Below are 21,599 nucleotides of genomic sequence, written 5' to 3' on the forward strand. Positions count from 1 at the left end.
CCCATTCAAAATCCGCTAGTTGTGATAAATGTTTGAAAATATCAACTAATATTCCTTTTTTAGACCACAAATTAAATCGCCTATAGACAGTGCTCCATTCACCAAACTCTTCTGGCAAATCTCGCCAAGGAATACCGGTTCTCATTCGGAAAAGGATCCCTTCAAACGTCATCCGATGCTCGGATTTATTATAAACTCGGCCGGTATTTTTCATTATTTGTAGTAGCTTTTCCCACCGTTTATCTGTTAGCATTGTTCTTGGCATGATGAATCGAGTTATGGTTGTTTTTGGCTGAATTATTATAACTCACATCATGCCGTCTAAAAAATAATCATGAAAGATCAACACGCCCTAGTCGTACTTACTTATTTAAACAATCTTTACCATTTATCATTAAGGAAAAACCAGTCAACGTTATGTTGATTTAAGTCGTTAACTCCCTCTTTTTAAATATGCAATATTCCGAATAATTTCAGTAAATTTCATTAAGATTAATAATTAAAATGGAACAAAGATCGAAAAATTCAACATCAATTATTTTTTTATGATATCAAGTGATAGGCTTATATTGTTTAATATAAAGATGGTAAGTATTAGTGCAGAAAATTTGTTCTTTGGATTTAATGGCTATAATGTTTTCATTAGGTTGTTTACCATTACTATTTTTGCCACATTTATTGTCTGATCTATATTGGTATTTACTTGCTTTTATCTTGTTTTTAGTTGTGTTAATCGTTCCTGTTAACTTTCGTTGGTATTTATCTGTTTTTGTTGTATTTAGTTTAGGTTTTTTGTGGTCAACTGCTTATTCTAAGCAATATTTATCCAACATTTCTCCCTATATTGATAAAACGCTAGTTGTTCACGCCAAAGTAGTTAATATCAATACTCATCAGGCAGCAACGGCCAACGAACCTTATTACATGCCATTTTCTATTTTTTCCATTTCAGATGTTACGCTTGCAAAGGATATTCCGATTTCGGTTTACTGGGATAGGTTAGATCCCCCTAAATCTGGGGAAATTTGGCAATTGACACTAAAAACAAAAGTTGTACATGGGTATTTAAATGATGGAGGATTTGATAGCCAACGCTTTTCGATAGCAAACCGTAGTTTATTATCGGCTAAATTGGTTGATGCCAAGTTGTTAAATAATAAATCTGACTTAAGACAATATATTACTAATTTGGCTCTACCTTATATCGATTTATTTAGTTATAAAGGTATTTTGCTAGCTCTTGCTTTTGGTGATCGTTCTCAATTAGATGACGAGCATCGTATGGTAATGATGCAAACAGGTATTGCTCATTTAATGGCTATATCTGGTATGCATATTTTAGTTGTTTATGGGCTTAGTTGCTTTTTGGCTAAAGCTATACTGTTTTTTATTCCAAAGCGTTTTATCTATTTTTTTGTACCAATTATAATAGGGTGGTTATGTGCATTTTTTTATGCATGGTTAACAGGTTTTAATCCGCCTACTTTGCGAGCTATGGTTGCTTTGTCAATTTGGATCTATTTTCGTTATAAAAAATATAAAATAAGTTCATGGCAAAAAATCAATCGGATCATTGCGTTGTTATTATTATTTGATCCATTGATGATTTTATCTGAAAGTTTTTGGTTATCTTGCTATGCAATAATAACTTTAATTTTTTTGCATGATTGGGTGCCGCTTTCCAAAGCAGTAAGGCATAAAAAACGTTGGTATATAATTAGGATATTGTATTTGCAGTGTGGGTTAACCTTATTGCTGCTTCCTATTCAGTTTTTTGTTTTTCAAGGTGTTAGTGGAGTTTCGATTTTAACAAATCTAATTGCAATTCCTGTTATTTCATTAGTTACATTTCCTACCATTTTATTGGCGTTAATATTTAGTATTTTTGATTGTTTTTCTATTGCCTTATGGTTTTGGCTAATTGCTGATAAATCTCTAGAATGGCTATTTTTGAGTTTAAATTGGCTTAATCAATTATGGATTAACATCCCTTCAGATTTTTATTTATTAGGTCTTTTAGGTTGGTTAACTGTAGTGATAATCCGTACAGGAGTTTGGCAACGCTTTAGCATTACTTTGCTCATAATTTTGATGATACTGGTTACCCCTTTTTTTAAACAGCAACACTATCGTTGGCGGTTAGACATGTTAGATGTAGGTCATGGATTAGCTATCGTTATCCATGATGGTAAGTCTGCAATTTTGTATGATACAGGGGCTAAGTGGGAAAAAAGTTCCGCTATGGAAAGGGTTATTATTCCTTTTCTACAATGGCATAATTTGAATGTACAAGGTATTATTATTAGTCATCAACATAATGATCATGTTGGCGGTTTGAAATTACTTCAACTTATTTACCCTAAAGCATGGTTAATGAGTTCGTCTTCTGATTTTAATAATGATTATCAATGCTTAGCGGGTAATAGTGTTATTTGGAATGATCTGACGTTTAATGTGCTGTGGCCTAATCAGCTGGTTAGCGATGCTCAAAATAAGGATTCCTGTGTGGTACAAGTTACCGATGGACATTTTTCTGTATTGTTAACTGGGGATCTAGAACGTAATCAGGAATATCAGTTAGTTACTAAATATCGAAATCAGCTAACATCCACTATTTTACAAATCCCCCATCATGGTAGTAGTACATCGTCAAGTTATACATTTTTAAATCATGTTAAACCAGTAAAGTCTTTGGCGTCTACATCTCGTTATAATCCTTGGAAACTCCCCTCCAATAAGGTAATGGCAAAGTATAAAGATTTACAATTAGACTATTATGTTACTGCTAGAACAGGTCAAATAAGTCTTTTTTTTGATAAACAAACATGGAAGCTAAAAACTATGCGAGGTGAAATTAAACCTAGATGGTATCATGATTGGTTTGGTAGTTTACCAAATTATGAGTAAAATAGGCTATCGTTTGCTATAGGCAACTATAATAATTGTTATATTGAGATATAAAACAATTTTACTAAATGTAATTGAGTGATGTTAAAGTTATGATTGAAAAACTGTGGTATGGTAAAAATCGTTTATTTTGGTTATTCATACCATTTTCCTTATTATATGGTTTAATTGCTATTTTCCGTCGCTTTTTATATCAAGTTGGTATTTTAAAATCTTGGCATTCACCTGTGCCTATTATTGTTATTGGCAATTTATCCGTTGGTGGTAATGGTAAAACGCCGCTAGTTGTTGGTTTAATTGAATCACTAAAACAAAAAGGATTGAAAGTTGGCGTGGTTTCGCGAGGCTATGGTGGTAAGTCTGACAATTATCCTCTTATTTTAGATAAAACAACAACAACCGAACAAGCAGGTGATGAACCTGTACTTATTTATCAACGTACTAATGTGCCTATTGCTGTATCTCCACACCGCTCTGACGCTGTTCAAGCGTTATTAAAGCAGTACCAGTTAGATGTTATTTTGACTGATGATGGTTTACAACATTATGCTTTAGCGCGTGATATTGAAGTGGTGGTGATTGATGGAAAGCGCCTATTTGGTAATGGATGGTGTATGCCGGCAGGGCCAATGCGAGAGCGTGATAGTCGGTTAAAATCGGTTGATCTTATTGTCATCAATGGTGATAGTGTAAATAATTTAGCGCAGCAGTATCCTAATAAAACCTTTACTATGCAATTAATGCCCCTGTATGCAGTGAATTTACTTACTCAAGAAAAAAGAGCGTTATCTTCGTTGTCAAATATATGTGCTATTGCTGGTATTAGTAATCCAAAACGTTTTTTTGATATGTTAAGTAAATTGCAAGCGGATGTGGTTGAAACCGTTTCTTTTGCCGATCATCAAAAATTTACTTTACCGTTGTTAAACAATGTAGCACGTAATAAACAAACACTTTTAATGACTGAAAAAGATGCAGTTAAATGTAGACAATTTGCTCAACAAAATTGGTGGTATCTGCCCATCGATGCGGTAATACCTGTGCAAGTTATTGATCAAATCTGTTTATTACTAGCTGAGACAAAATCCAAAGAGAAGAAAAAATGAAAGATATCCTATTAAACGCACTTGCTTGTCCTAAATGCCATGGTCAATTGCAATATAATGCTACTAATCAGCAGTTAATTTGTCATACAGATAATTTAGTTTATACAGTTAAAGATAATATTCCGGTGTTGTTAGAATGTGAAGCTAAACCACTTAACCAATCTGAATGTATTCAAGAATAAATAATAAGGTCTTAATTATGAACTTTTCGGTTATTATTCCCGCTAGGTATGCTTCGAGCCGTTTACCTGGTAAGCCACTAGCGGATATTCATGGTAAACCAATGATTGTTCGTGTGATGGAGCAAGCAAAAAAATCATCAGCCAATCGAGTGATTATTGCCACAGATCATCAACAAGTTTATGAGGTAGTCAAGGAGTATGGTGGTGAAGTCATTCTGACAAGTGATAAGCATAATTCAGGCACTGAAAGGTTAGCAGAGGTCATTAATGCCTATCAATTTGCTGATGATGAAATTATTGTGAATGTACAGGGCGATGAACCCTTAATTCCGCCTGTTATTATTCACCAAGTGGCTGAAAATTTAGTGCAATATAAAACGGGAATGGCAACATTAGCAGTACCAATTGATTCTGTTGAAGAAGCATTTAATACGGGTGCTGTTAAAGTTGTGACTGATAAAGATGGTTATGCGCTTTATTTTTCTCGTGCAACCATTCCTTGGGAACGCGATCGTTTTGCGAAATCAGCTGAACAGTTAAAACCATCGAGTATCGGTGATTTTTATCTCCGTCATATTGGTATTTATGCTTACCGTGCTGGCTTTATTCGTCAATACATTAAATGGGCGCCATCAACGCTTGAACAAATTGAGATGTTAGAGCAATTAAGAGTACTTTGGTACGGTGAAAAAATTCATGTCGCTGTGGCAAAACAACCTCCTGCAATTGGTGTCGACACTTTCGAAGATTTAGAAAAAGTAAGAGCGTTATTTAAGGAGTAAGCAATGGCAAACTTTACTGGCTTTAGCCAAGCTGGACTTAATTTTTTACAAGACGCTTGGATTAAAAACAGCAAACCGTGGTTTGAAGAGCATCGTGCTATTTATGATAACGATTTAGTTAAACCGTTTAGGCTTTTGGTTGAACAATTAACACCAGAGATGCTCAAAATTGATGAGTGGTTTGAAACTCGTCCTGCTATTGGTAAAACGATTTCACGTATACATCGAGATACTCGTTTTTCAAATGATAAATCACTTTATCGTAGCCGACTATGGTTGACATTTAAACGACCAAATAAAGATTGGAAAGAAGCGCCTGCTTATTTTTTTGAAATTAGCCCTAGTAGTTATCAATATGGACTTGGCTATTATTGTTCGTCAAAACAGACGATGGATATTTTTCGAGATGAGATTATTAACGATACTAAGAAGTTTTTGACCATGACACGTTGTGTCAAAAAACCATTTGAACTTGTTGGTGAAAGCTATAAACGTCCTTTAATCAAAGAGCAGGATGCCAAAATTGCAACATGGTATAACCGAAAAAATCTCGCAGTTATGGTAACAAGTAATCATATTGAAGACGTGTTAAATAGTGACTTACCCAAAAAATTAATTAAAGGATTTAAACAACTCGTTCCACTCTACGATTATTTAATGCGAGTGGAAATGATTAAAAATATACCAATGCTTTAGCTTTATTGAGTTTATGTTTTTATATTAGATATTAGGGAAATTTAATATAATTTCTTTCACACCATTAATTATAAATTGTGTTCCAACACAAACTAATAAAAAGCCCATAATTCTTGAAGTGGCTTCAATGCCACTTTTCCCCATAAAGCGCATTATGCTACCTGCACTGCGCATGCAAAACCAAAGGATAATACATAACAATAAAGGCACTAAAATCGAAGCAGTATAAACAACCCAAGTTGAAACGTCATAACCACCACTTTTTACTGTTGATGACATGCTTATTATCATTGCTATAGTTCCGGGTCCTGCTGTACTTGGCATAGCGAGAGGAACAAAAGCAATATTATTTGAGATCTCTTTCTTTTTTGCATCTGCTTCAAGCGTTTTGTGTGATGGTTGTTGTGGAAATAACATTCTAAAACCAATAACGCCAACAATCATGCCACCAGCAATACGTAATCCGGGAATCGATATGCCAAATGTGCTCATCACTAGTTGCCCACAATAAAACGATACAACCATAATTATAAACACATAAATACAGGTCAATTTTGATTGGTAATTCCGTTCTTCATTGGTCATATCCCCAGATAGACCCAATAACAGTACCACAGTGGTTAAAGGATTCGTTAAAGGAATAAATAAAATTAAACCAAAGCCGACAGTTTGTATAAGTTCCAACATAGATTTATTTTAAGTCCAACAAAATTTGTAGCTAAGTATAATTGAAATAATCAAAAAATGATATATGGAGGTGGTTGTAATTGGGTATCGGATTTTATTACCATGTTTGAAAAAATTGCAGGTTCTACGCTGATAATTATAGGTCTAATATTAGTAAAAATAATACTAAATCTGAATAATTCTTATAAATTAGTAGATAAAATGTGATATCAAGTTAAAGTTTGAAAGGAGTAATATTATACTCCTTTCATTTAATCAAATAGGACTTCTAATCAGAATGGAATATCATCATCAAAATCCATCGGCGGTTCTGGGGTTGCTGCAGGCTGTGCTGGCGCATTTTGTGTTGTAGGACGAGACTGAGCCATTGGTGCTGATGAAGAATTATTAGCACTTTGTCCCCAATTTTGTGAGCTATCTCCCATATTTTCACCACCATTTCGTGATCCTAAAATTTGTAAAGTACCACCAATAGGGTTAATTACAACTTCTGTTGTGTAACGATCTTGTCCTGACTGATCTTGCCATTTTCGAGTTTGTAATTGCCCTTCAATATAAATTTGGGATCCTTTTTTTAAGTATTCGCCTGCAATTTCAGCTAATTTGCCGAATATAACAACGCGATGCCATTCAGTGCGTTCACGATTTTCATTAGTTTGTTTATCCTTCCATGTTTCCGATGTTGCAATGCTAATATTCGCAACAGCATTACCATTAGGCATGTAACGAACTTCGGGATCTTGACCTAAATTACCAACTAAAATGACTTTATTTATTCCTCTACTGGCCATTATTAACTCCTAAACATGACATAAGTATTTTAAGCTACATATTGTAACATGAGACTGTAGTAATATCAGCGAATTTAATTCAATAATGGAATTTTGCGCTCATTTTATAAATGATATAGAAAGATAGGTTTAAACATAGGAATTTGTTGCTATAGCGAGTATAATGCCAAGCATTTGTTAATGTGATGTTCTAAAAGATTTTTTCTATAGGAGGCCTTATGATTAATGCGTTTGGATTAAAAAACAAACAGTTAGTAAAAATTAATGAAGGCGATATAAATAATGCAACTTGGATTGATTTAATTGAACCAGAGGAAGCTGATCGAGATTTTGTTTTAACGCATTTAGGACAAAACTTAGCAACTAGTATTGAACTTGACGATATTGAAGCGTCAGCTCGTTTTTTTGAAGATAACGAAGGTTTACATGTCCACTCTTTCTTTTTTTATGAAGATGCTGAAGATCGTGCAGGCAACTCAACAGTAGCTTTTACAGTGCATAATGGTCGTTTGTTTACACTACGTGAGCGAGATTTACCAGCATTTCGTTTGTATCGCATGCGATCGCGCTATCAAGGAATGAACGATGGAAATCCTTATGAAGTGTTACTTGATTTATTTGAAGTTAAAGTTGAGCAGTTAGCAGATCAAATTGAAAATATCTACAGTGAGCTCGAAGAATTAAGTTTAATTATTATGGATCGCTCAGCTCAAGAGCATTACGATGAAGCTATTACCTCGTTGGCAGAACTTGAAGATACCGCGTGGAAAGTTCGCCTTTGTTTGATGGATAGTCAACGTGCGGTTAACTATTTAGTTCGTCGAGCTAAAATGCCAGTAGATCAACTAGAACAAGCTCGTGAAGTTATTCGCGATATTGAATCGCTTGTTCCACATAATGAGTCATTATTCCAAAAAGTAAACTTTTTAATGCAAGCCGCAACCAGTTTTATCAATATTGAACAGAGTCGAATTATCAAAATTTTCTCGGTTGTATCTGTTGTGTTTTTACCCCCAACAGTAGTTGCTTCAGCTTATGGTATGAATTTTGAATTTATGCCAGAATTAAAATGGGAATATGGTTATCCATTTTCATTACTATTGATGTTGCTAGCAGGTGTCGCTCCTTATATTTATTTTAAACTTAAAAAGTGGTTGTAGATTTATTGATTTAATTTGAGTTTTTATTAGATAGTTTTTAATATATTAGATGAAATTCTTATCTCTCTAACCGCTTAGGATAATTTAATATAAATAATTATTAATATCAGCAATATATTTTCATTAATTGATGGATAAAACTTATTATTTTAACTAAAAGAATTAATTTATCATAAAGGAAGTAACATGAATCAATATGCACTTGTCACCGATATTGGTGGAACTAATGCTCGATTTGCGCTTTATAATTTGGCTACAAATGAACTATCAGCAATAACTAAAGTTCTTATTGCAAAGGATGATGTATTGCTAAAATTAATTAAGAATTACTTACAAGCCCAAGCGGTTACCGTTAAAATGGCTTGTATTGCAATTGCATGTCCTATTAGTGATGAAGATATAATTAGTATGACAAATAATAATTTGTCATTTTCACGTTCTGAACTAGTTAAGGCACTTGATCTTGAAAAACTAGAAGTAATTAATGACTTTACAGCAGTATCAACTTCAATTCCTAAATTATCTAAACAAGATCTTGTTCAGATTGGTGGTGATGAACCTGATTTAGATTACCCGATTGCAATTTATGGTGCAGGTACAGGACTTGGAGTATCACATTTAATTAAAGTAAATGGGCGTTGGATTAGTTTGTCAGGAGAAGGTGGGCATACAGAGCTTCCAATGATAAGTGATGATGAAGACCGTATTTTAGTGCAACTTCGCAAAAAATTTGGACGTGTTTCTGCCGAGCGGTTTTTGTCAGGCAGTGGTATTGTTAATATTTATCAAGCGTTGTTACAAATTAATAATCAACCAGTAATAGAGATTACACCCGACATTATTGTTGAGAAAGCGCTATCTAAAAGTTGTCCACTTTGCTTACAAACTTTAACCTATTTTTGTACTTTTATGGGGCGTTTTGGTGGTAATTTGGCATTAACACTTAATACACAAGGTGGCGTTTATATTGCTGGTGGTATTGTGCCACGCTTTATCGAATTTTTTAAAACATCTCCATTTAGAGATGCTTTTGAACATAAAGGTCGTATGTCCTATTTAGTCAAAAAAATTCCTGTTTATGTAATAACACATGAAGATCCAGGCTTGTTTGGTGCAGGTGTTTATTTACAAAATTGTCTTAATAAATAGTATTAATGAGTAAAGGTTTTATTCTATAATGTGGTGTTATATTTACCGAAGTACCAAAAAAGAGAACTGCTACCTATATATGGAACATGAAAATGATTTTTCAACGATTCCTGAAAAAGTAATGTCTATTTTTGGTTCACCTGTTTTTGTCATGAAAGTATTACTTGACGGTAAACGAAAATTTGTAGTTGGTACCGCCACTGAAATAGAAGAAAAGATTAAAACTGATGGATTTTTCTTACAAATGCTAAAAGAAGATGATTTCAAAGTATGATTGAGCCATTTTGGGAATATAAGACATTAGCTCAGATGAGTGATGAAGAATGGGAACAGCTCTGTGATGGTTGTGGTCAATGTTGCTTAAATAAATTGATGGACGAAGATACAGACGAGATCTTATATACTAATGTTGCTTGTAATTTGCTTGATTCCAATACTTGTCAATGTAAACATTATAATAGACGTTTTGATTATGAACCCGATTGTATCAAGTTAACTCGTGATAACCTCCTTACCATTGAATGGTTACCTTTAACCTGTACCTATCGTTATTTTTCTGAAACAGGGCAGTTGCCTCATTGGCATCCGCTTATTACGGGTAATAAAAAGCTTATGCATAAGCTGAAGATATCGGTTAAAAATCGGATTGTTTATGAAAAAGATGTGATTTGTTGGGAAGACCATATTATTTAAAATAGGGAGCTACTGCTCCCTTTTGATTTGAGTTTAAAGTATCAGCCATAAATATCCAAATACATCAACAGCAAGCATATTTAAAAACATTAAAATAAATACAAAAATCATAAATGAGATATCAATCATTCCAAGCGGTGGCACAATACGGCGAATTGGTGCTATAAGTGGTTCAGTTAACTGAGCAAGTAATTCATCCGCGTTTGATTGTCCACGGCTAACCCAACTTAGAATTGCTCGAAATAGTAATAACCAGAATAATAAATGCCCAAACGCATGAGCTATGACAGCAATAGCATAAAGTAGGTATTTACTAGTCCAAATTGATTCATTAATCATTCCATAGTAGGAAATAAAAATAATTTTAATGACGGCAACAAAATATAAAAGAACCCATGTAGCGGTATCAATTTGCTTAATAGATGGGATGACTTTGCGTAATGGACCGATAATAGGTTGAGTTATTCGTACGATAAATTGGGTAAATGGGTTATAGAAATTTACACGCACACGTTGCATCCATAAACGCAAAATTAAAACATAGAGACATACCGTTAAGATGGTATTACCTAGAAAATAAAGCGATGTCATTTAAGACTCCTTAAAATAAACTATTAGGGCAATATATCACAAATACTGCCTTGCTCCAAAGATCGCTGTACCTATTCTAACCATAGTGCTACCAGCAACAATAGCAGCTTGCATGTCGCCACTCATGCCCATGGATAATGTATCCATAAATGGATAATCAGTTTGTAAAGAACGCAAAAGTTCGTGCATTTTGTTAAAGACGTTTAGTTGTTTGTCAAAATCATTTTCAATTTCAGGGATCGCCATTAATCCACGTAAATTTAAATTGGGTAGTGTTATAATTTGTTTTGCTAAATCAGCAACTTGTTCAGGATAAACCCCCGACTTGCTGGCTTCTTTACTAATATTAACTTGAATAAGTACATTTAAGTTTTCCATATTAGCTGGGCGCTGATCATTTAAACGTTGAGCAATTTTAAATCGATCAATGGTATGCATCCAATCAAAGTGTTCGGCGACTAATTTGCTTTTGTTCGATTGTAATGGACCAATAAAATGCCAAGTTAATAAAGTATTGGGGAGAGTTTGTTTAAAATACTGGATTTTTTCAACGCCTTCTTGAACATAGTTTTCACCAAAAGATAGTTGACCTGCATCTATCGCTTGTTTGATTAAGGTTACTGGTTTTGTTTTACTGACCGCAATAAGTTCGATTGTATTGGGATCTCGTTCGCATTTTTGTGCTATTTCTTGAATTGTGCTTTTTATAGTAAGTAAATTGTCACGTACTGTATTCATGTTAATTCCCAATTAATAAACTAATAGGTAAAATATAATGTTAAAATCGATGTTGTCGCTTAGTGTAACGCAAAAAGCATCCGATTTGCACCTTTCAAGTGGTGAAGCACCATGCATTCGAGTTAATGGGCAATTAAAGTTTTTGTCTGAAGACAAATTATCTCCGGTAGAACTTGAAATTGAATTACTCAATTTATTGGAACAACCACAAATTGATGTCTTAAAAAAAAGTGGACAAATAGATCTTATATATCATTTGGTTGAAGTAGGGCGATTTAGAGTAAATATTTTTTATCAACAGCGTGGCATTTCTGCTGTGTTTCGCATTATTAATCATCGGATACCTACTCTTTCGGAAATTAATGCCCCCAATATTTTTAAGGATCTAGCCGTAATTGAGTCGGGAATTATTCTTGTCACAGGTGCAACAGGAAGTGGTAAAACAACGACTTTGGCGTCATTAATTCAATACATAAATTCAACAGTAGCTAAGCATATTATTACCTTAGAAGATCCGATTGAGTATATTTACCAAAATGATAAATCGTTAATTCAGCAATGCGAGGTGATAAATTTTACAAGCGCTATCGATAGTCTTTTAAGACAAGATCCTGATATCATATTGCTAGGAGAACTACGCAATAAACATTCAATTCAAGCCGCATTAACGGCTGCTGAAACAGGTCATTTAGTTTTTGCTACTTTACATACTAGTTCTGCTATTCAGACCATTAATCGTATTATTGATGTATTTGAATACGGCTCACGAGATTTTATTCGCTCGCAACTTTCCAATAGTTTAAAAGCTATTATAAATCAAAAATTAATACCTGTTGAAAATGGACGTAAAGCATTATTTGAAGTGCTTATAAATACATCAGCCGTTAGCAATTTAATCAGTGAAGGTAAAATTAAGCAAATATTTTCCCTTATGCAAAATGGGCAACAATATGGTATGCAAGTAATGCCGGACTGTTAATATAATCTGCAATTTTTTATAAAAGTAATTGAATAATTTCTTAGAATATAAAATTTTGAGATTTATATATAAAATCAATTATAATCTTTTTAAATAATCTTTTGCAAAAGAGGCTGAAAATGGAACAACGAATTGGTTTTATTGGATTAGGTAACATGGGTAATGCCATATTGCAAGGTATTTTGGGTAGTAATATTGTGCAAGGAACACAAATTTATGTTTTTGACCCTCATCTGGAAAAAGGTCAAGTTCTTAATCAAACTTACTCAGTTAATAATCTCGATTCAGCGAGAGATGTTGCTCGTGAAGCAGATATAGTGTTTATCGCAGTTAAGCCTAATGTGATTGTTGATGTACTTATTGATATTCAAAAAGAATTAAAGAAAAATACCATTGTAATTTCAATTGCAGCGGGTGTTAATATTAAAACAATTGCCAAATGTGTGGGTTATGAACAAAAAATTGTTCGTGTTATGCCAAATACACCAGCACTTGTTAATGCTGCTATGTGTTCAATTACCCCTAATACCGAAATTACCGATGAAGAATTGTCTATTGTTCAACAATTGTTAAATTGTATTGGTGAAACGGAAGTTGTTCCTGAAGTTTTAATTGACGCAGTTATTGGCGCAAGTGGCTCTTCCCCCGCTTTTGTGTTTATGTTTATTGAAGCACTAGCAGATGGCGCGGTTAAAGGCGGATTATCAAGAAAACAAGCTTACAAGTTTGCTGCCCAAGCAGTTTTAGGAGCGGCAAAACTATTATTAGAAACAGGTAAACATCCCGGGGAGTTAAAAGATATGGTCTGCTCACCTGCTGGTACAACCATTGAAGGAGTGCAAATACTTGAAGCCAAAGGGTTTAGATCGGCTGTTATTGATGCAGTGGAAGCAACGATAAAAAAATCTCAAATAATGGCAAAAGATTAATGTTATAAAATTCATAATGTTATATCTTTAAGTTAGCGTTATGAATTATTTTTACTGATGTAATAAGCAATCTTTTAAAAAGATTGCTTGCATTAGTAAACTAATTATGAGTAAATAGAAACAAGCATACGACATGCGGATTTATTTTGTAACATTTCGATATATGTAGTTTGTAGTTTACTATGTCTTAGAGATTAGTTTTCTTTAGTATATTCTTCTTAGTGTTAATAAGTAATCTAGGTTTTATGTTTTTGAATAAGCCCTTTGGGGGCTAAAGTTAATTTATTTATAGGAAGATTATTATGTCTAAGAAAACTGGTCAAGTAAAATGGTTTAACGAAAGTAAAGGTTTTGGTTTCATTTCTCCCGCTGATGGTAGCAAAGATGTATTTGTACATTTCTCTGCAATTTCCGGCGATGGATTCAAAACATTAGGTGAAGGTCAACAAGTAGAGTTTTCTATTCAAGATAGCCCTCGAGGTCCTTCAGCTACAGATGTTAGTGTAATCTAATTCTTTTATTATCTTATCAGCATTTGCTGGTAAGATTCATGTATTTCCATCCTAAAATTTTTTATTAAATCCTAGTTATTTTATAATATTTAATTTGTAGGATTTACTAGCATTGTTTACAGTAATTTTGAGAAACTACTGTAATAAATATACATAAAAAACAAAACTAACCCCTTACACAGACAAGAGATATAACGCTTATATCATAAAGAAAAAATAACAATCACTGATTTGGAAAAACGTGTAATAACCATCGTATTAATCAAAAATTCACCAAACCTGCCTTCCCACAAACGAATGGGAAAGCCGAAAGAGTGATACGAACTTTGAATTGGGATGTGGCATAATCAGCATATATTTAGCGATTCACAAGATAGAAAACAAAAACTGAAACGCTTTATTAATTTTTATAATACCATTAAACCACATAAAGCGATTTCAGGGAAAACGTCTTATGAGTTTTTAGAAGATTATTTTAACCATGAAGTGTAAACAATTCGGCGTTTTCCTACACATTATGATTTATTAAAACTCAAAGAGTCATATATTTTAGCCAAATCTCTAACCTATCTATTAAATTAAATATCTCGATTTTTTAACATAATAAGCAATGGGATAAAGGCAAAACAGATATAAATTAAGAATAGTGTTTGGTATTCAACTATACTAAGTAAAATACTACCTAAATACGTTCCTACTCCTCCGCCACCAAATATAGCAACACCCACAATTCCTGATAATAGCCCTTTGTTTTTCTACAACAAGATCAAGTGCTCTACCTGCCAGAATTGATTGTGTTAAAGCATAGCCCATACCAAGCATCATTGTTGTGTAAATACCCCAAACCTAGTACACAACTTACATAGAAAATCATGCTGCTTGTTTTAGTGTTTTATACTCAATCGGTGTCATGTTATTTAATGCCTCATGCGGTCTTTCGGTGTTATAAATCGTTAACCATTCTTCGGTTATTCTCCTTGATTGTGCTAAGTTGTTAAAAAGATATAAATCGAGTACTTCAGTACGATAGGTACGATTAAATCGTTCAATATAGCCATTTTGATAAGGGCTACCGGGCTGGATATAATCAATGGTTATATTATGTGATTTAGCCCAGTTTATAAAGGTTTTTCCTGTAAATTCTGGCCCATTATCGACCCGTATTTTTAATGGATACCCATGATATTCGGCCAGTTTATCTAAGTAACGGGTAATCCTTCCTGCTGGTAAGCTTACTGCAATATCAATCCCTAACGCCTCACGATTAAAGTCATCGATGACATTGAATGTCCTAAAGCGACGTTGATTACGGCTACTGTCACTCATAAAATCCATTGACCAACATTCACCTTGTTTATTGGGGACTAATAACCTTTCCGGGCATCGTGGAGGAATACGTTTTTTACGCTTTATCCTGAGATTAAGCTTTAATTGGCAATACACCCGATACACCCGTTTATGATTCCATTTATAGCCGAGCTTTCTGATACGATTAAAGCATTTAGGAAAGCCCCAGCGTAAATGCCGGTCTGTGATAGCATTTAACACCGAAATAATCACCGAATCATCCAGTAACTTAGGTTGATAATAGTAAGCACAACGACTTAAGCCAACAATGGCACAACTCATAGCAATGGTAACCGAATGATTTTGTTGTAGTTGATGTGCCTTCGTTTTACGTACTTTTGTGGGCATTACAGCTTTTTTATGATTTCTTCCTGAAGCTGGGATTTTAAGCTCAGTTCGGCAAACATCTGCTTAAGCTTGCGATTTTCAGACTCCAGCTCCTTTAAGCATTTGATATCCGAAGTTTCCATTCCGCCGTATTTTTCTCGCCATTTATAAAAGTTGAATTACCCATGTCATATTTACGGCACAGTTCTTTAACGGGAATACCCGCTTCTCCTTCTTTTAAAATAGCTACGATTTAATGTTCAGTAATTTTTTTCATAATTAAATCCCCTTTTACTTTTATCATAGAGAATTTTCTACTTTTTTGCTGTACTATTTTAGGGGATAGTTACAAAGGTTTATGCTAAATCTAACAGCAATTATGACAAAAATCCTAAAGAGCTATTGGATATTTATTTTTTCATAGTCTTTTTTTTAGACATTATTCCTTGTTATATTATCATTTTGTTGTTAACCCCGTTTGTGTCGATATTCACTTTATTAAAAATATACTACATAAGTTTCTTTTTACGGATATCTTTCTTATTTTTCTTTAACAAAACAAAAATATTTTTATCGTAAATGAATAAAGTAAAATATATAGATTTTTTTTATAAAATTTCTTATCATGTTTGAGCTATTCCATAGTATTCAATTTATTATTTTTAATAAATTATTTTTAATAAATTGTTTTTAATAAATTGTTTTTAACACGTAAAATGTAAGGAAATATAATGAAAAAATTAGTATTGTCTATTGTGCTTTTAGGGCTTTCTTCGGGAGCTATGGCTGATTTATCTGAATCATGCAAGACGTTTTTTGATAAGATTGACGGTTTAGTTAAAACTATCCCTGAAGATGCGGCAACTAAACAGCAAACAGATATGATCAAACAAAGCCTAGAAAGCAATAAACAACAAATTTCTGCACTACCTGCAGATAAGCAAGAAGAAGCTTGTAAACTAGGTATTGATTCACTTAAACAACTTGAAGCTTCAATTCCTAAAAAATAAGAACCTACAACGGTGATTTATCGTTTATTATGGCGATAATTCCATGGGGCTATTGGGTGTTTATCTTTCCATAGTCCTATTTGGTTCTGTTTTGCTCTGGTCTCTAATTTTACCATCATTTTGTTATTAGCTACCCCTTTATAACGATATGCCCAAGCATAACCTTTTTCGACCATTTTGGCATTGATATTAACTTTATTTAAAAAAATAGTACCTAAGGTTCTTTTATAGATATCTTTTTTGTTTTCTTTAACAAAAACATTTTTACCAGCAATGAGTGAAGCTAAATATTTCCGTGATACATTACCATAGGCTTGTTTACTTTCAGGCGCATCGATATCAAGCAAACGAACACGGATTTTTTGTTTTTTGACAGTTAAGATATCAACTGTATCGCCATCAATTACTTTTACAACTTTACCATTGAAATCAGCATAAACTAGTGTGTTTGATAAAAAAAATAAAATAATACAAATCAATAAAGGTTTTAAACGATTCATTATAAATAAAAAAGTATAAAAATTTGTAGCATTATACATGATTATTCATGCTATAACTAAATATGGATTTAATAAAAAGAGATGATGTCAACCTTATTTGTATTTAATAAGGCTGACAGAATGAGTAGCTTTAAATTAAAAAGCGTTGGTATCTTGGAATAGACCTACTTTTAAATCAGATGCTTGATAAATAAGCTTACCATCAACAAAAACTTCACCATCACCGATACCCATAATTAATTTGCGATTAATAACACGTTTGAAATGGATTTTATAGGTTACTTTTTTATTGGTTGGTAGTACTTGGCCAGTAAATTTTACCTCACCAACACCTAAAGCGCGGCCTTTTCCTTTACCACCAATCCAACCTAAATAAAATCCAACTAATTGCCACATAGCATCAAGCCCTAGGCAACCAGGCATAACTGGATCGTTTTTAAAATGACATTTAAAAAACCATAAATCGGGATTAATATCAAGTTCAGCTTCAACAAAACCTTTGCCAAAGTTGCCACCGTTTTCATTCATTTCAATAATACGATCCATCATTAACATTAAATCAGATGGTAATGGTGGTCCATCATGACCAAATAATTCATTATTGCCTGATTTAATTAAATCAGCTTTATCGTACGATGATTTACGTTCAAATGTCATAAAAAAACCTTTTATTTAATGTAAATTAAAACATGCTTTGAAAAATTGAAAGTTAGCTAACTCTCTTTTTCTATTTCGTAATTAATAAAATTTTGAACCAAAGTTTATTTGGTATTATTACTTTTTGCAATATTTTTGCCATCTACTTAACCAATTATCTTGTTTTTTGTCCTGCAACAATACTGCTTGCATACGTGCATGAATCAACTGGTAAAGATTAATGCTATTTTTATCTTTATAAGGAATACCAGTTAGTAGATAAAGCGCATCAGCAACATGTTCAACAGACCATATTGAAAACTTTCCTTGATCGATTGCTTCAATAACATCATCATTTAAACTTAAATGGCGTTGATTAGTGGCTGGAATAATTACGCCTTGTTGTCCAGTTAAACCTTGTTGTTTACAAACAGCAAAAAATCCTTCAATTTTTTCGTTCACTCCACCAATTGATTGGACATGACCAAATTGATCTACTGAACCAGTAACAGCCAATTGTTGATCAATAGGTTGCTGTGATAAAGCGCTAATGATTGCACAAAGCCCTGCAAGTGAAGCACTATCACCATCAATTTCACTGTAAGATTGTTCAAACACTAAAGAAGTTGAAAAAGGTAATTGATGATTGATAGCAAATTCAGACATAATAAATGCCTGCATTATCATCATTCCTTTTGAGTGAATATTACCAGCTAATTCTGTTTTACGTTCTATATCAATTATCTCTCCATCACCAAAATGAATAAGGCAACTTAAACGTGTAGGTTCACCTATAGCTTTGGGATTTCCTGGATATTCAATTACTGATAAGCCGTTTATTTGTCCAACAACTTGATCTTTAGTATTAATCATTATTTGATTACTAAATATTTCCTCATGTAGCCTTTCTTGTAAATAATTTTCATGCCATGATTTTTGCTTTATAGCAGAAGTGATGGCTGATTCATCGATTACACTATTTTGCATAAAGTGTATAGCATTAACTAATAGCGAATTAATCCAATCTACCGAAAGAGGGAGGTAATGTTGATCACCAGTATAGCGAGTAGCCTCTTTGTAAATTTTTGCTAAAGCTAAGGTATCAATATTGGGTAATTGTTGTTTGTTCGCAATAAAATTTAAATAATTAATCCATTGTTCGATTTGTTCTGGCGATTTGACCTGCAATTCATTTTCAAATTCAGTATAAATAGAAGTTGAATAAAATTCAGGTTCAAAATCTTGTAATTCTGCTAAACTTAATCTATCCCCAACTAAAATGATTCGTAAATCAAGTGGCATAGGAGGAATAGACAAAGGTAAAGGATGAGATTCGTCAGCTGAAACCCATTCAAACTCTTGCTTTATTACCATTTGTTTTAGTTTAGACCATAACAATGGTTGGCTAAGTAGTGAGCGAAGGCCTAAAATTAAAATGCCGCCATTAGCACGATGAACAAGTCCAGCTTGTAATTTTATAGGGCTATTTTCAGGTTGTCTAACACAACCAAATAGTTTTTCACTATCAACAGAAGATGCAAATAAACAATTGTCTTGGGCTGCAAAATTATCTTGTTTGCTCTTTGCATTGGCCAACGTAATTTTACTTTCGCTAAAAAAATAACTATAGCCTAATGAAGGTGAAGATAAATCAGATTTAATGGCTTGTCTTAGTAAATCAAAAAAAAGCTCGCTTTCAGGTGCTTTAAGCAACATAAAGCGGGGGCTATAACATACTCTTTTGGGTGGGCATAACAGTGCTAAGGCAGAGGCCACACGTGGTTGCCACATGAGTAAATGTTCTGATTTTTCTGATTCTAATGATATTGAATTATTAGTTTTGTTTCTAAGTTCAGAAATATAGGATAAATCAGGCTGGATCTGTTTTGCGTTGAGTTGTTTAATTGCCAAAGTTTTTATCTTTTTGTTAACTTATTTCATTTTGAAATTATAACAAGTATCCGATGTATCGCCAACAGATTACCAAAATCTTTATGGTAGCAAATAAAAAATTTACAGAAAGATTTTTTAAAATCAGGTAAACTAAAACATAATTTATTGTTTATTTATCTTAATAATCACCATTAGCAACGACTTAATATGCTCAAAATCAAAAATACTTACTTCAAAGACTATCGTGCCTCACAAATTGTTAGTTGGGGGCATTGGTTTACGTTGTTTAATATTTTTGTTGTAATTTTACTAGGTAGTCAATATTTATTTATTGCAGATTGGCCTCGTACTTTTATGGGGCGATTTTATGCAATTATTAGTGCAATCGGACATTTCAGCTATTTGACCTTTATTGCTTATTTGATTCTGCTTTTTCCGTTAAGTTTTTTCATTCATTCATCTCGATGGCAAAGGATAATTGCAACGGTTTTTGCAACAGTAGGTCTTTCATTACTAATTATTGATATTGAAGTTTTTTCGCATTTTAGAATGCACCTTAATTTGTCTATTTGGCAATTATTTTCATCGCAAAAAGTCACTTATTTAAGTACGGTATTTATTGCTATTCCGTTTATTTTGTTGATTGAAATTTTATTTTCGGTATGGAGCTGGAAAAAGTTACGTAGCTTAAGTAAACGTAAACGCTATGCAAAGCCTGTAGTAATTCTTTTTATTCTTTGTTTTGTTTCCTCACATTTGATTCATATCTGGGCTGATGCTAATTTTTATCGACCAATTACTATGCAGCGTTCAAGCCTACCACTTTCTTATCCTTTAACTGCTCGCCATTTTCTTGAACGTTATGGCTTTATTAAAGAAAATGGTTATCGTGATCGTGTTGCCCAAGAAGGGAATCCTTTTGCGATGGCAATTGAATGTCCGTTAGGAAATATTGTTTATAATCAAAAGACAATAAAAAATAATGTGTTAATGATTGTTATTGAAGGATGGAATACTAATTTATTAACTAAACATATGCCGTGGTTAAATGAGTTTTCTCAAGATAATATTTTCTTTGCTAATCATTATGGAGCAAGTAATCAGTCCTATTTAAATGACTTTTCATTGTTTTATGGGTTAGATCCTAACTACTATAATAGTATCCTTGTTGGACATAAACCGTCTGTATTGCTTGATGTCGTTACAAAACAGCACTACAACTTAGGTCTATTTTCGGAAAATGGTTTTGCTGAACCTTTATATCGTTCAGCTTTGTTATCTAATTTTTCAATACCACAACCTAAAAAACAATCTAATAAACAAATAACAGAAAACTGGAGGGCTTGGCATGAAGAACAAAATAGCCTTGCTAATCATGCACCTTTGTTTTCTATAATCCAATATTCATTGGGAAGTAAAAATAAAAAAATCACGATATCTGATCTTCAATCAGAAGCTAAAAGGCTAGATCAATACATTGAATCATTAATTGCCTATTTAAAATTATCTAATGCCTATGATGATACGATTATTGTTATTACTGGTTCGAATGATATTAAAATTGACGAAGTGAAAAAAGTAGCGTTACGCAATGCAGGAAGCGACTTTAACAGAGAATCATTAAAAGTACCATTGATTATATCATGGCCAAATAAAGGCCGTGCCCAAATAACAGAAGCAACTTCGCAAACTGATATTATGCTTACATTAATGCAAGACGCATTTTATGTTACTACGCCACCTCAGCTGTACAGTCAAGGTAAAAATCTATTTACTCAAAAGTCTAGACAATGGCTAGTTGCTGGTGATGAAAATACTATAGCAGCACTTTATGATGATAAAACGGTTGTTTTAGATGCTTTTGGTCGTTCTAAAATTTATGATATTAATGGTAAATTGCAAAAAGCAGAAAAAATTAGTTTACCCATCTTTTTGCAAATCGTTACTGAAAATCGCCGTTTTATGGTTGTGGATAATTGATTTA

At 33.1% G+C, this 21,599-nt stretch carries 24 protein-coding genes and 1 pseudogene; 15 read left to right on the plus strand and 10 right to left on the minus strand.

Translation table 11 applies throughout. The features are described 5' to 3' along the window. Positions 1–265: transposase (locus A9G31_RS02030; RefSeq protein WP_141671352.1), on the minus strand; the 265-nt coding region annotated here is incomplete at its 3' end. A 359-nt stretch (positions 266–624) separates the two neighbouring features. On the opposite strand from A9G31_RS02030, the gene A9G31_RS02035 reads away from it, so the two are divergent. The 5 genes from A9G31_RS02035 (at position 625) to A9G31_RS02055 (ending at position 5,673) form a co-directional block, all read left to right on the plus strand. Further along, on the plus strand, positions 625–2,907 hold the full coding sequence (locus tag A9G31_RS02035) for a DNA internalization-related competence protein ComEC/Rec2 (RefSeq protein ID WP_081299308.1): 2,283 nt from the start codon (positions 625–627) through the stop codon (positions 2,905–2,907). Positions 2,908–2,999: 92 nt separating this feature from the next. Beyond that, entirely contained in the window at positions 3,000–4,013 is a 1,014-nt protein-coding gene (gene lpxK, locus A9G31_RS02040; RefSeq protein ID WP_065560255.1) for a tetraacyldisaccharide 4'-kinase, read from the plus strand. Further along, positions 4,010–4,195, plus strand: coding sequence for a Trm112 family protein (locus A9G31_RS02045; protein WP_065560220.1), 186 nt, complete (start codon positions 4,010–4,012; stop codon positions 4,193–4,195). Before lpxK ends, A9G31_RS02045 begins: the two co-directional genes overlap by 4 nt. Positions 4,196–4,212: 17 nt before the next feature. Continuing rightward, on the plus strand, positions 4,213–4,977 hold the full coding sequence (gene kdsB, locus A9G31_RS02050) for a 3-deoxy-manno-octulosonate cytidylyltransferase (RefSeq protein WP_065560221.1): 765 nt from the start codon (positions 4,213–4,215) through the stop codon (positions 4,975–4,977). 3 nt (positions 4,978–4,980) lie between these two features. Further along, positions 4,981–5,673 (plus strand): DUF2461 domain-containing protein, encoded by a 693-nt coding sequence (locus A9G31_RS02055; RefSeq protein WP_065560222.1) that lies wholly within the window; start codon positions 4,981–4,983, stop codon positions 5,671–5,673. Between the two features lie 24 nt (positions 5,674–5,697). On the opposite strand, the gene A9G31_RS02060 is transcribed toward A9G31_RS02055, so the two are convergent. Both A9G31_RS02060 and A9G31_RS02065 read right to left on the minus strand, forming a co-directional pair. Beyond that, entirely contained in the window at positions 5,698–6,360 is a 663-nt protein-coding gene (locus A9G31_RS02060; protein ID WP_065560223.1) for a MarC family NAAT transporter, read from the minus strand. A 272-nt stretch (positions 6,361–6,632) separates the two neighbouring features. Next, the gene (locus tag A9G31_RS02065) at positions 6,633–7,151 is read right to left on the minus strand and encodes a single-stranded DNA-binding protein (protein WP_065560224.1); all 519 of its coding nucleotides are present in this window, start codon (positions 7,149–7,151) and stop codon (positions 6,633–6,635) included. 218 nt (positions 7,152–7,369) lie between these two features. On the opposite strand from A9G31_RS02065, the gene corA reads away from it, so the two are divergent. The 4 genes from corA (at position 7,370) to A9G31_RS02085 (ending at position 10,153) form a co-directional block, all read left to right on the plus strand. Then, positions 7,370–8,311, plus strand: a complete 942-nt coding sequence (gene corA, locus A9G31_RS02070; RefSeq protein WP_034912903.1) for a magnesium/cobalt transporter CorA — start codon at positions 7,370–7,372, stop codon at positions 8,309–8,311. A gap of 186 nt (positions 8,312–8,497) precedes the next feature. Then, a complete protein-coding gene (locus tag A9G31_RS02075) occupies positions 8,498–9,460 on the plus strand; it encodes a glucokinase (protein WP_065560225.1) in 963 nt (320 codons plus the stop codon). A gap of 28 nt (positions 9,461–9,488) precedes the next feature. Then, positions 9,489–9,734, plus strand: a complete 246-nt coding sequence (locus A9G31_RS02080) for a YcgL domain-containing protein (protein ID WP_065560226.1) — start codon at positions 9,489–9,491, stop codon at positions 9,732–9,734. Beyond that, positions 9,731–10,153 (plus strand): YcgN family cysteine cluster protein, encoded by a 423-nt coding sequence (locus A9G31_RS02085; RefSeq protein WP_034912894.1) that lies wholly within the window; start codon positions 9,731–9,733, stop codon positions 10,151–10,153. The genes A9G31_RS02080 and A9G31_RS02085 overlap by 4 nt, the downstream gene beginning before the upstream one ends. A 33-nt stretch (positions 10,154–10,186) precedes the next feature. On the opposite strand, the gene A9G31_RS02090 is transcribed toward A9G31_RS02085, so the two are convergent. Together A9G31_RS02090 and A9G31_RS02095 are read right to left on the minus strand one after the other, a co-directional pair. Continuing rightward, positions 10,187–10,744: a YggT family protein gene (locus A9G31_RS02090; protein ID WP_065560227.1), complete on the minus strand. Its 558-nt coding sequence runs from the start codon at positions 10,742–10,744 to the stop codon at positions 10,187–10,189. Positions 10,745–10,780: 36 nt separating this feature from the next. Then, the gene (locus A9G31_RS02095; protein ID WP_065560228.1) at positions 10,781–11,482 is read right to left on the minus strand and encodes a YggS family pyridoxal phosphate-dependent enzyme; all 702 of its coding nucleotides are present in this window, start codon (positions 11,480–11,482) and stop codon (positions 10,781–10,783) included. A 37-nt stretch (positions 11,483–11,519) separates the two neighbouring features. Here A9G31_RS02095 and A9G31_RS02100 point away from each other — a divergent pair, with 37 nt between their 5' ends. The 4 genes from A9G31_RS02100 to A9G31_RS12170 all read left to right on the plus strand — a co-directional run bounded on the left by A9G31_RS02100 (position 11,520) and on the right by A9G31_RS12170 (position 14,394). After that, a complete protein-coding gene (locus A9G31_RS02100) occupies positions 11,520–12,461 on the plus strand; it encodes a type IV pilus twitching motility protein PilT (RefSeq protein WP_065560229.1) in 942 nt (313 codons plus the stop codon). A gap of 119 nt (positions 12,462–12,580) precedes the next feature. Beyond that, positions 12,581–13,390 (plus strand): pyrroline-5-carboxylate reductase, encoded by an 810-nt coding sequence (gene proC / locus A9G31_RS02105; protein WP_065560230.1) that lies wholly within the window; start codon positions 12,581–12,583, stop codon positions 13,388–13,390. A 302-nt stretch (positions 13,391–13,692) separates the two neighbouring features. Next, positions 13,693–13,902: a transcription antiterminator/RNA stability regulator CspE gene (gene cspE, locus A9G31_RS02110; protein WP_065560231.1), complete on the plus strand. Its 210-nt coding sequence runs from the start codon at positions 13,693–13,695 to the stop codon at positions 13,900–13,902. Between the two features lie 336 nt (positions 13,903–14,238). Continuing rightward, on the plus strand, positions 14,239–14,394 hold the full coding sequence (locus A9G31_RS12170) for an integrase core domain-containing protein (protein ID WP_141671354.1): 156 nt from the start codon (positions 14,239–14,241) through the stop codon (positions 14,392–14,394). Positions 14,395–14,480: 86 nt separating this feature from the next. Here A9G31_RS12170 and A9G31_RS11940 read toward each other — a convergent pair whose 3' ends face one another. Beyond that, entirely contained in the window at positions 14,481–14,630 is a 150-nt protein-coding gene (locus A9G31_RS11940) for a hypothetical protein (protein ID WP_218056342.1), read from the minus strand. A 142-nt stretch (positions 14,631–14,772) separates the two neighbouring features. Next, positions 14,773–15,829: pseudogene (locus tag A9G31_RS02120) on the minus strand (IS3 family transposase). Between the two features lie 478 nt (positions 15,830–16,307). Here A9G31_RS02120 and A9G31_RS02130 point away from each other — a divergent pair. Further along, entirely contained in the window at positions 16,308–16,586 is a 279-nt protein-coding gene (locus A9G31_RS02130; RefSeq protein WP_065560233.1) for a DUF5339 domain-containing protein, read from the plus strand. A gap of 17 nt (positions 16,587–16,603) precedes the next feature. On the opposite strand, the gene A9G31_RS02135 is transcribed toward A9G31_RS02130, so the two are convergent. The 3 genes from A9G31_RS02135 to A9G31_RS02145 all read right to left on the minus strand — a co-directional run bounded on the left by A9G31_RS02135 (position 16,604) and on the right by A9G31_RS02145 (position 19,633). Beyond that, the gene (locus tag A9G31_RS02135) at positions 16,604–17,125 is read right to left on the minus strand and encodes a thermonuclease family protein (protein ID WP_218056343.1); all 522 of its coding nucleotides are present in this window, start codon (positions 17,123–17,125) and stop codon (positions 16,604–16,606) included. A 96-nt stretch (positions 17,126–17,221) separates the two neighbouring features. After that, complete coding sequence (gene fabA / locus A9G31_RS02140) at positions 17,222–17,743, minus strand: bifunctional 3-hydroxydecanoyl-ACP dehydratase/trans-2-decenoyl-ACP isomerase (RefSeq protein ID WP_034909831.1); 522 nt, start codon at positions 17,741–17,743, stop codon at positions 17,222–17,224. 117 nt (positions 17,744–17,860) lie between these two features. Beyond that, complete coding sequence (locus tag A9G31_RS02145) at positions 17,861–19,633, minus strand: AAA family ATPase (RefSeq protein ID WP_141671355.1); 1,773 nt, start codon at positions 19,631–19,633, stop codon at positions 17,861–17,863. A 189-nt stretch (positions 19,634–19,822) separates the two neighbouring features. On the opposite strand from A9G31_RS02145, the gene A9G31_RS02150 reads away from it, so the two are divergent. Beyond that, complete coding sequence (locus A9G31_RS02150; RefSeq protein ID WP_065560234.1) at positions 19,823–21,595, plus strand: DUF3413 domain-containing protein; 1,773 nt, start codon at positions 19,823–19,825, stop codon at positions 21,593–21,595. Positions 21,596–21,599: the final 4 nt, after the last annotated feature.

The organism is Gilliamella sp. Gris1-4 (assembly GCF_001690335.1).
Taxonomy (GTDB): Bacteria; Pseudomonadota; Gammaproteobacteria; order Enterobacterales; family Orbaceae; genus Gilliamella; species Gilliamella apicola_P.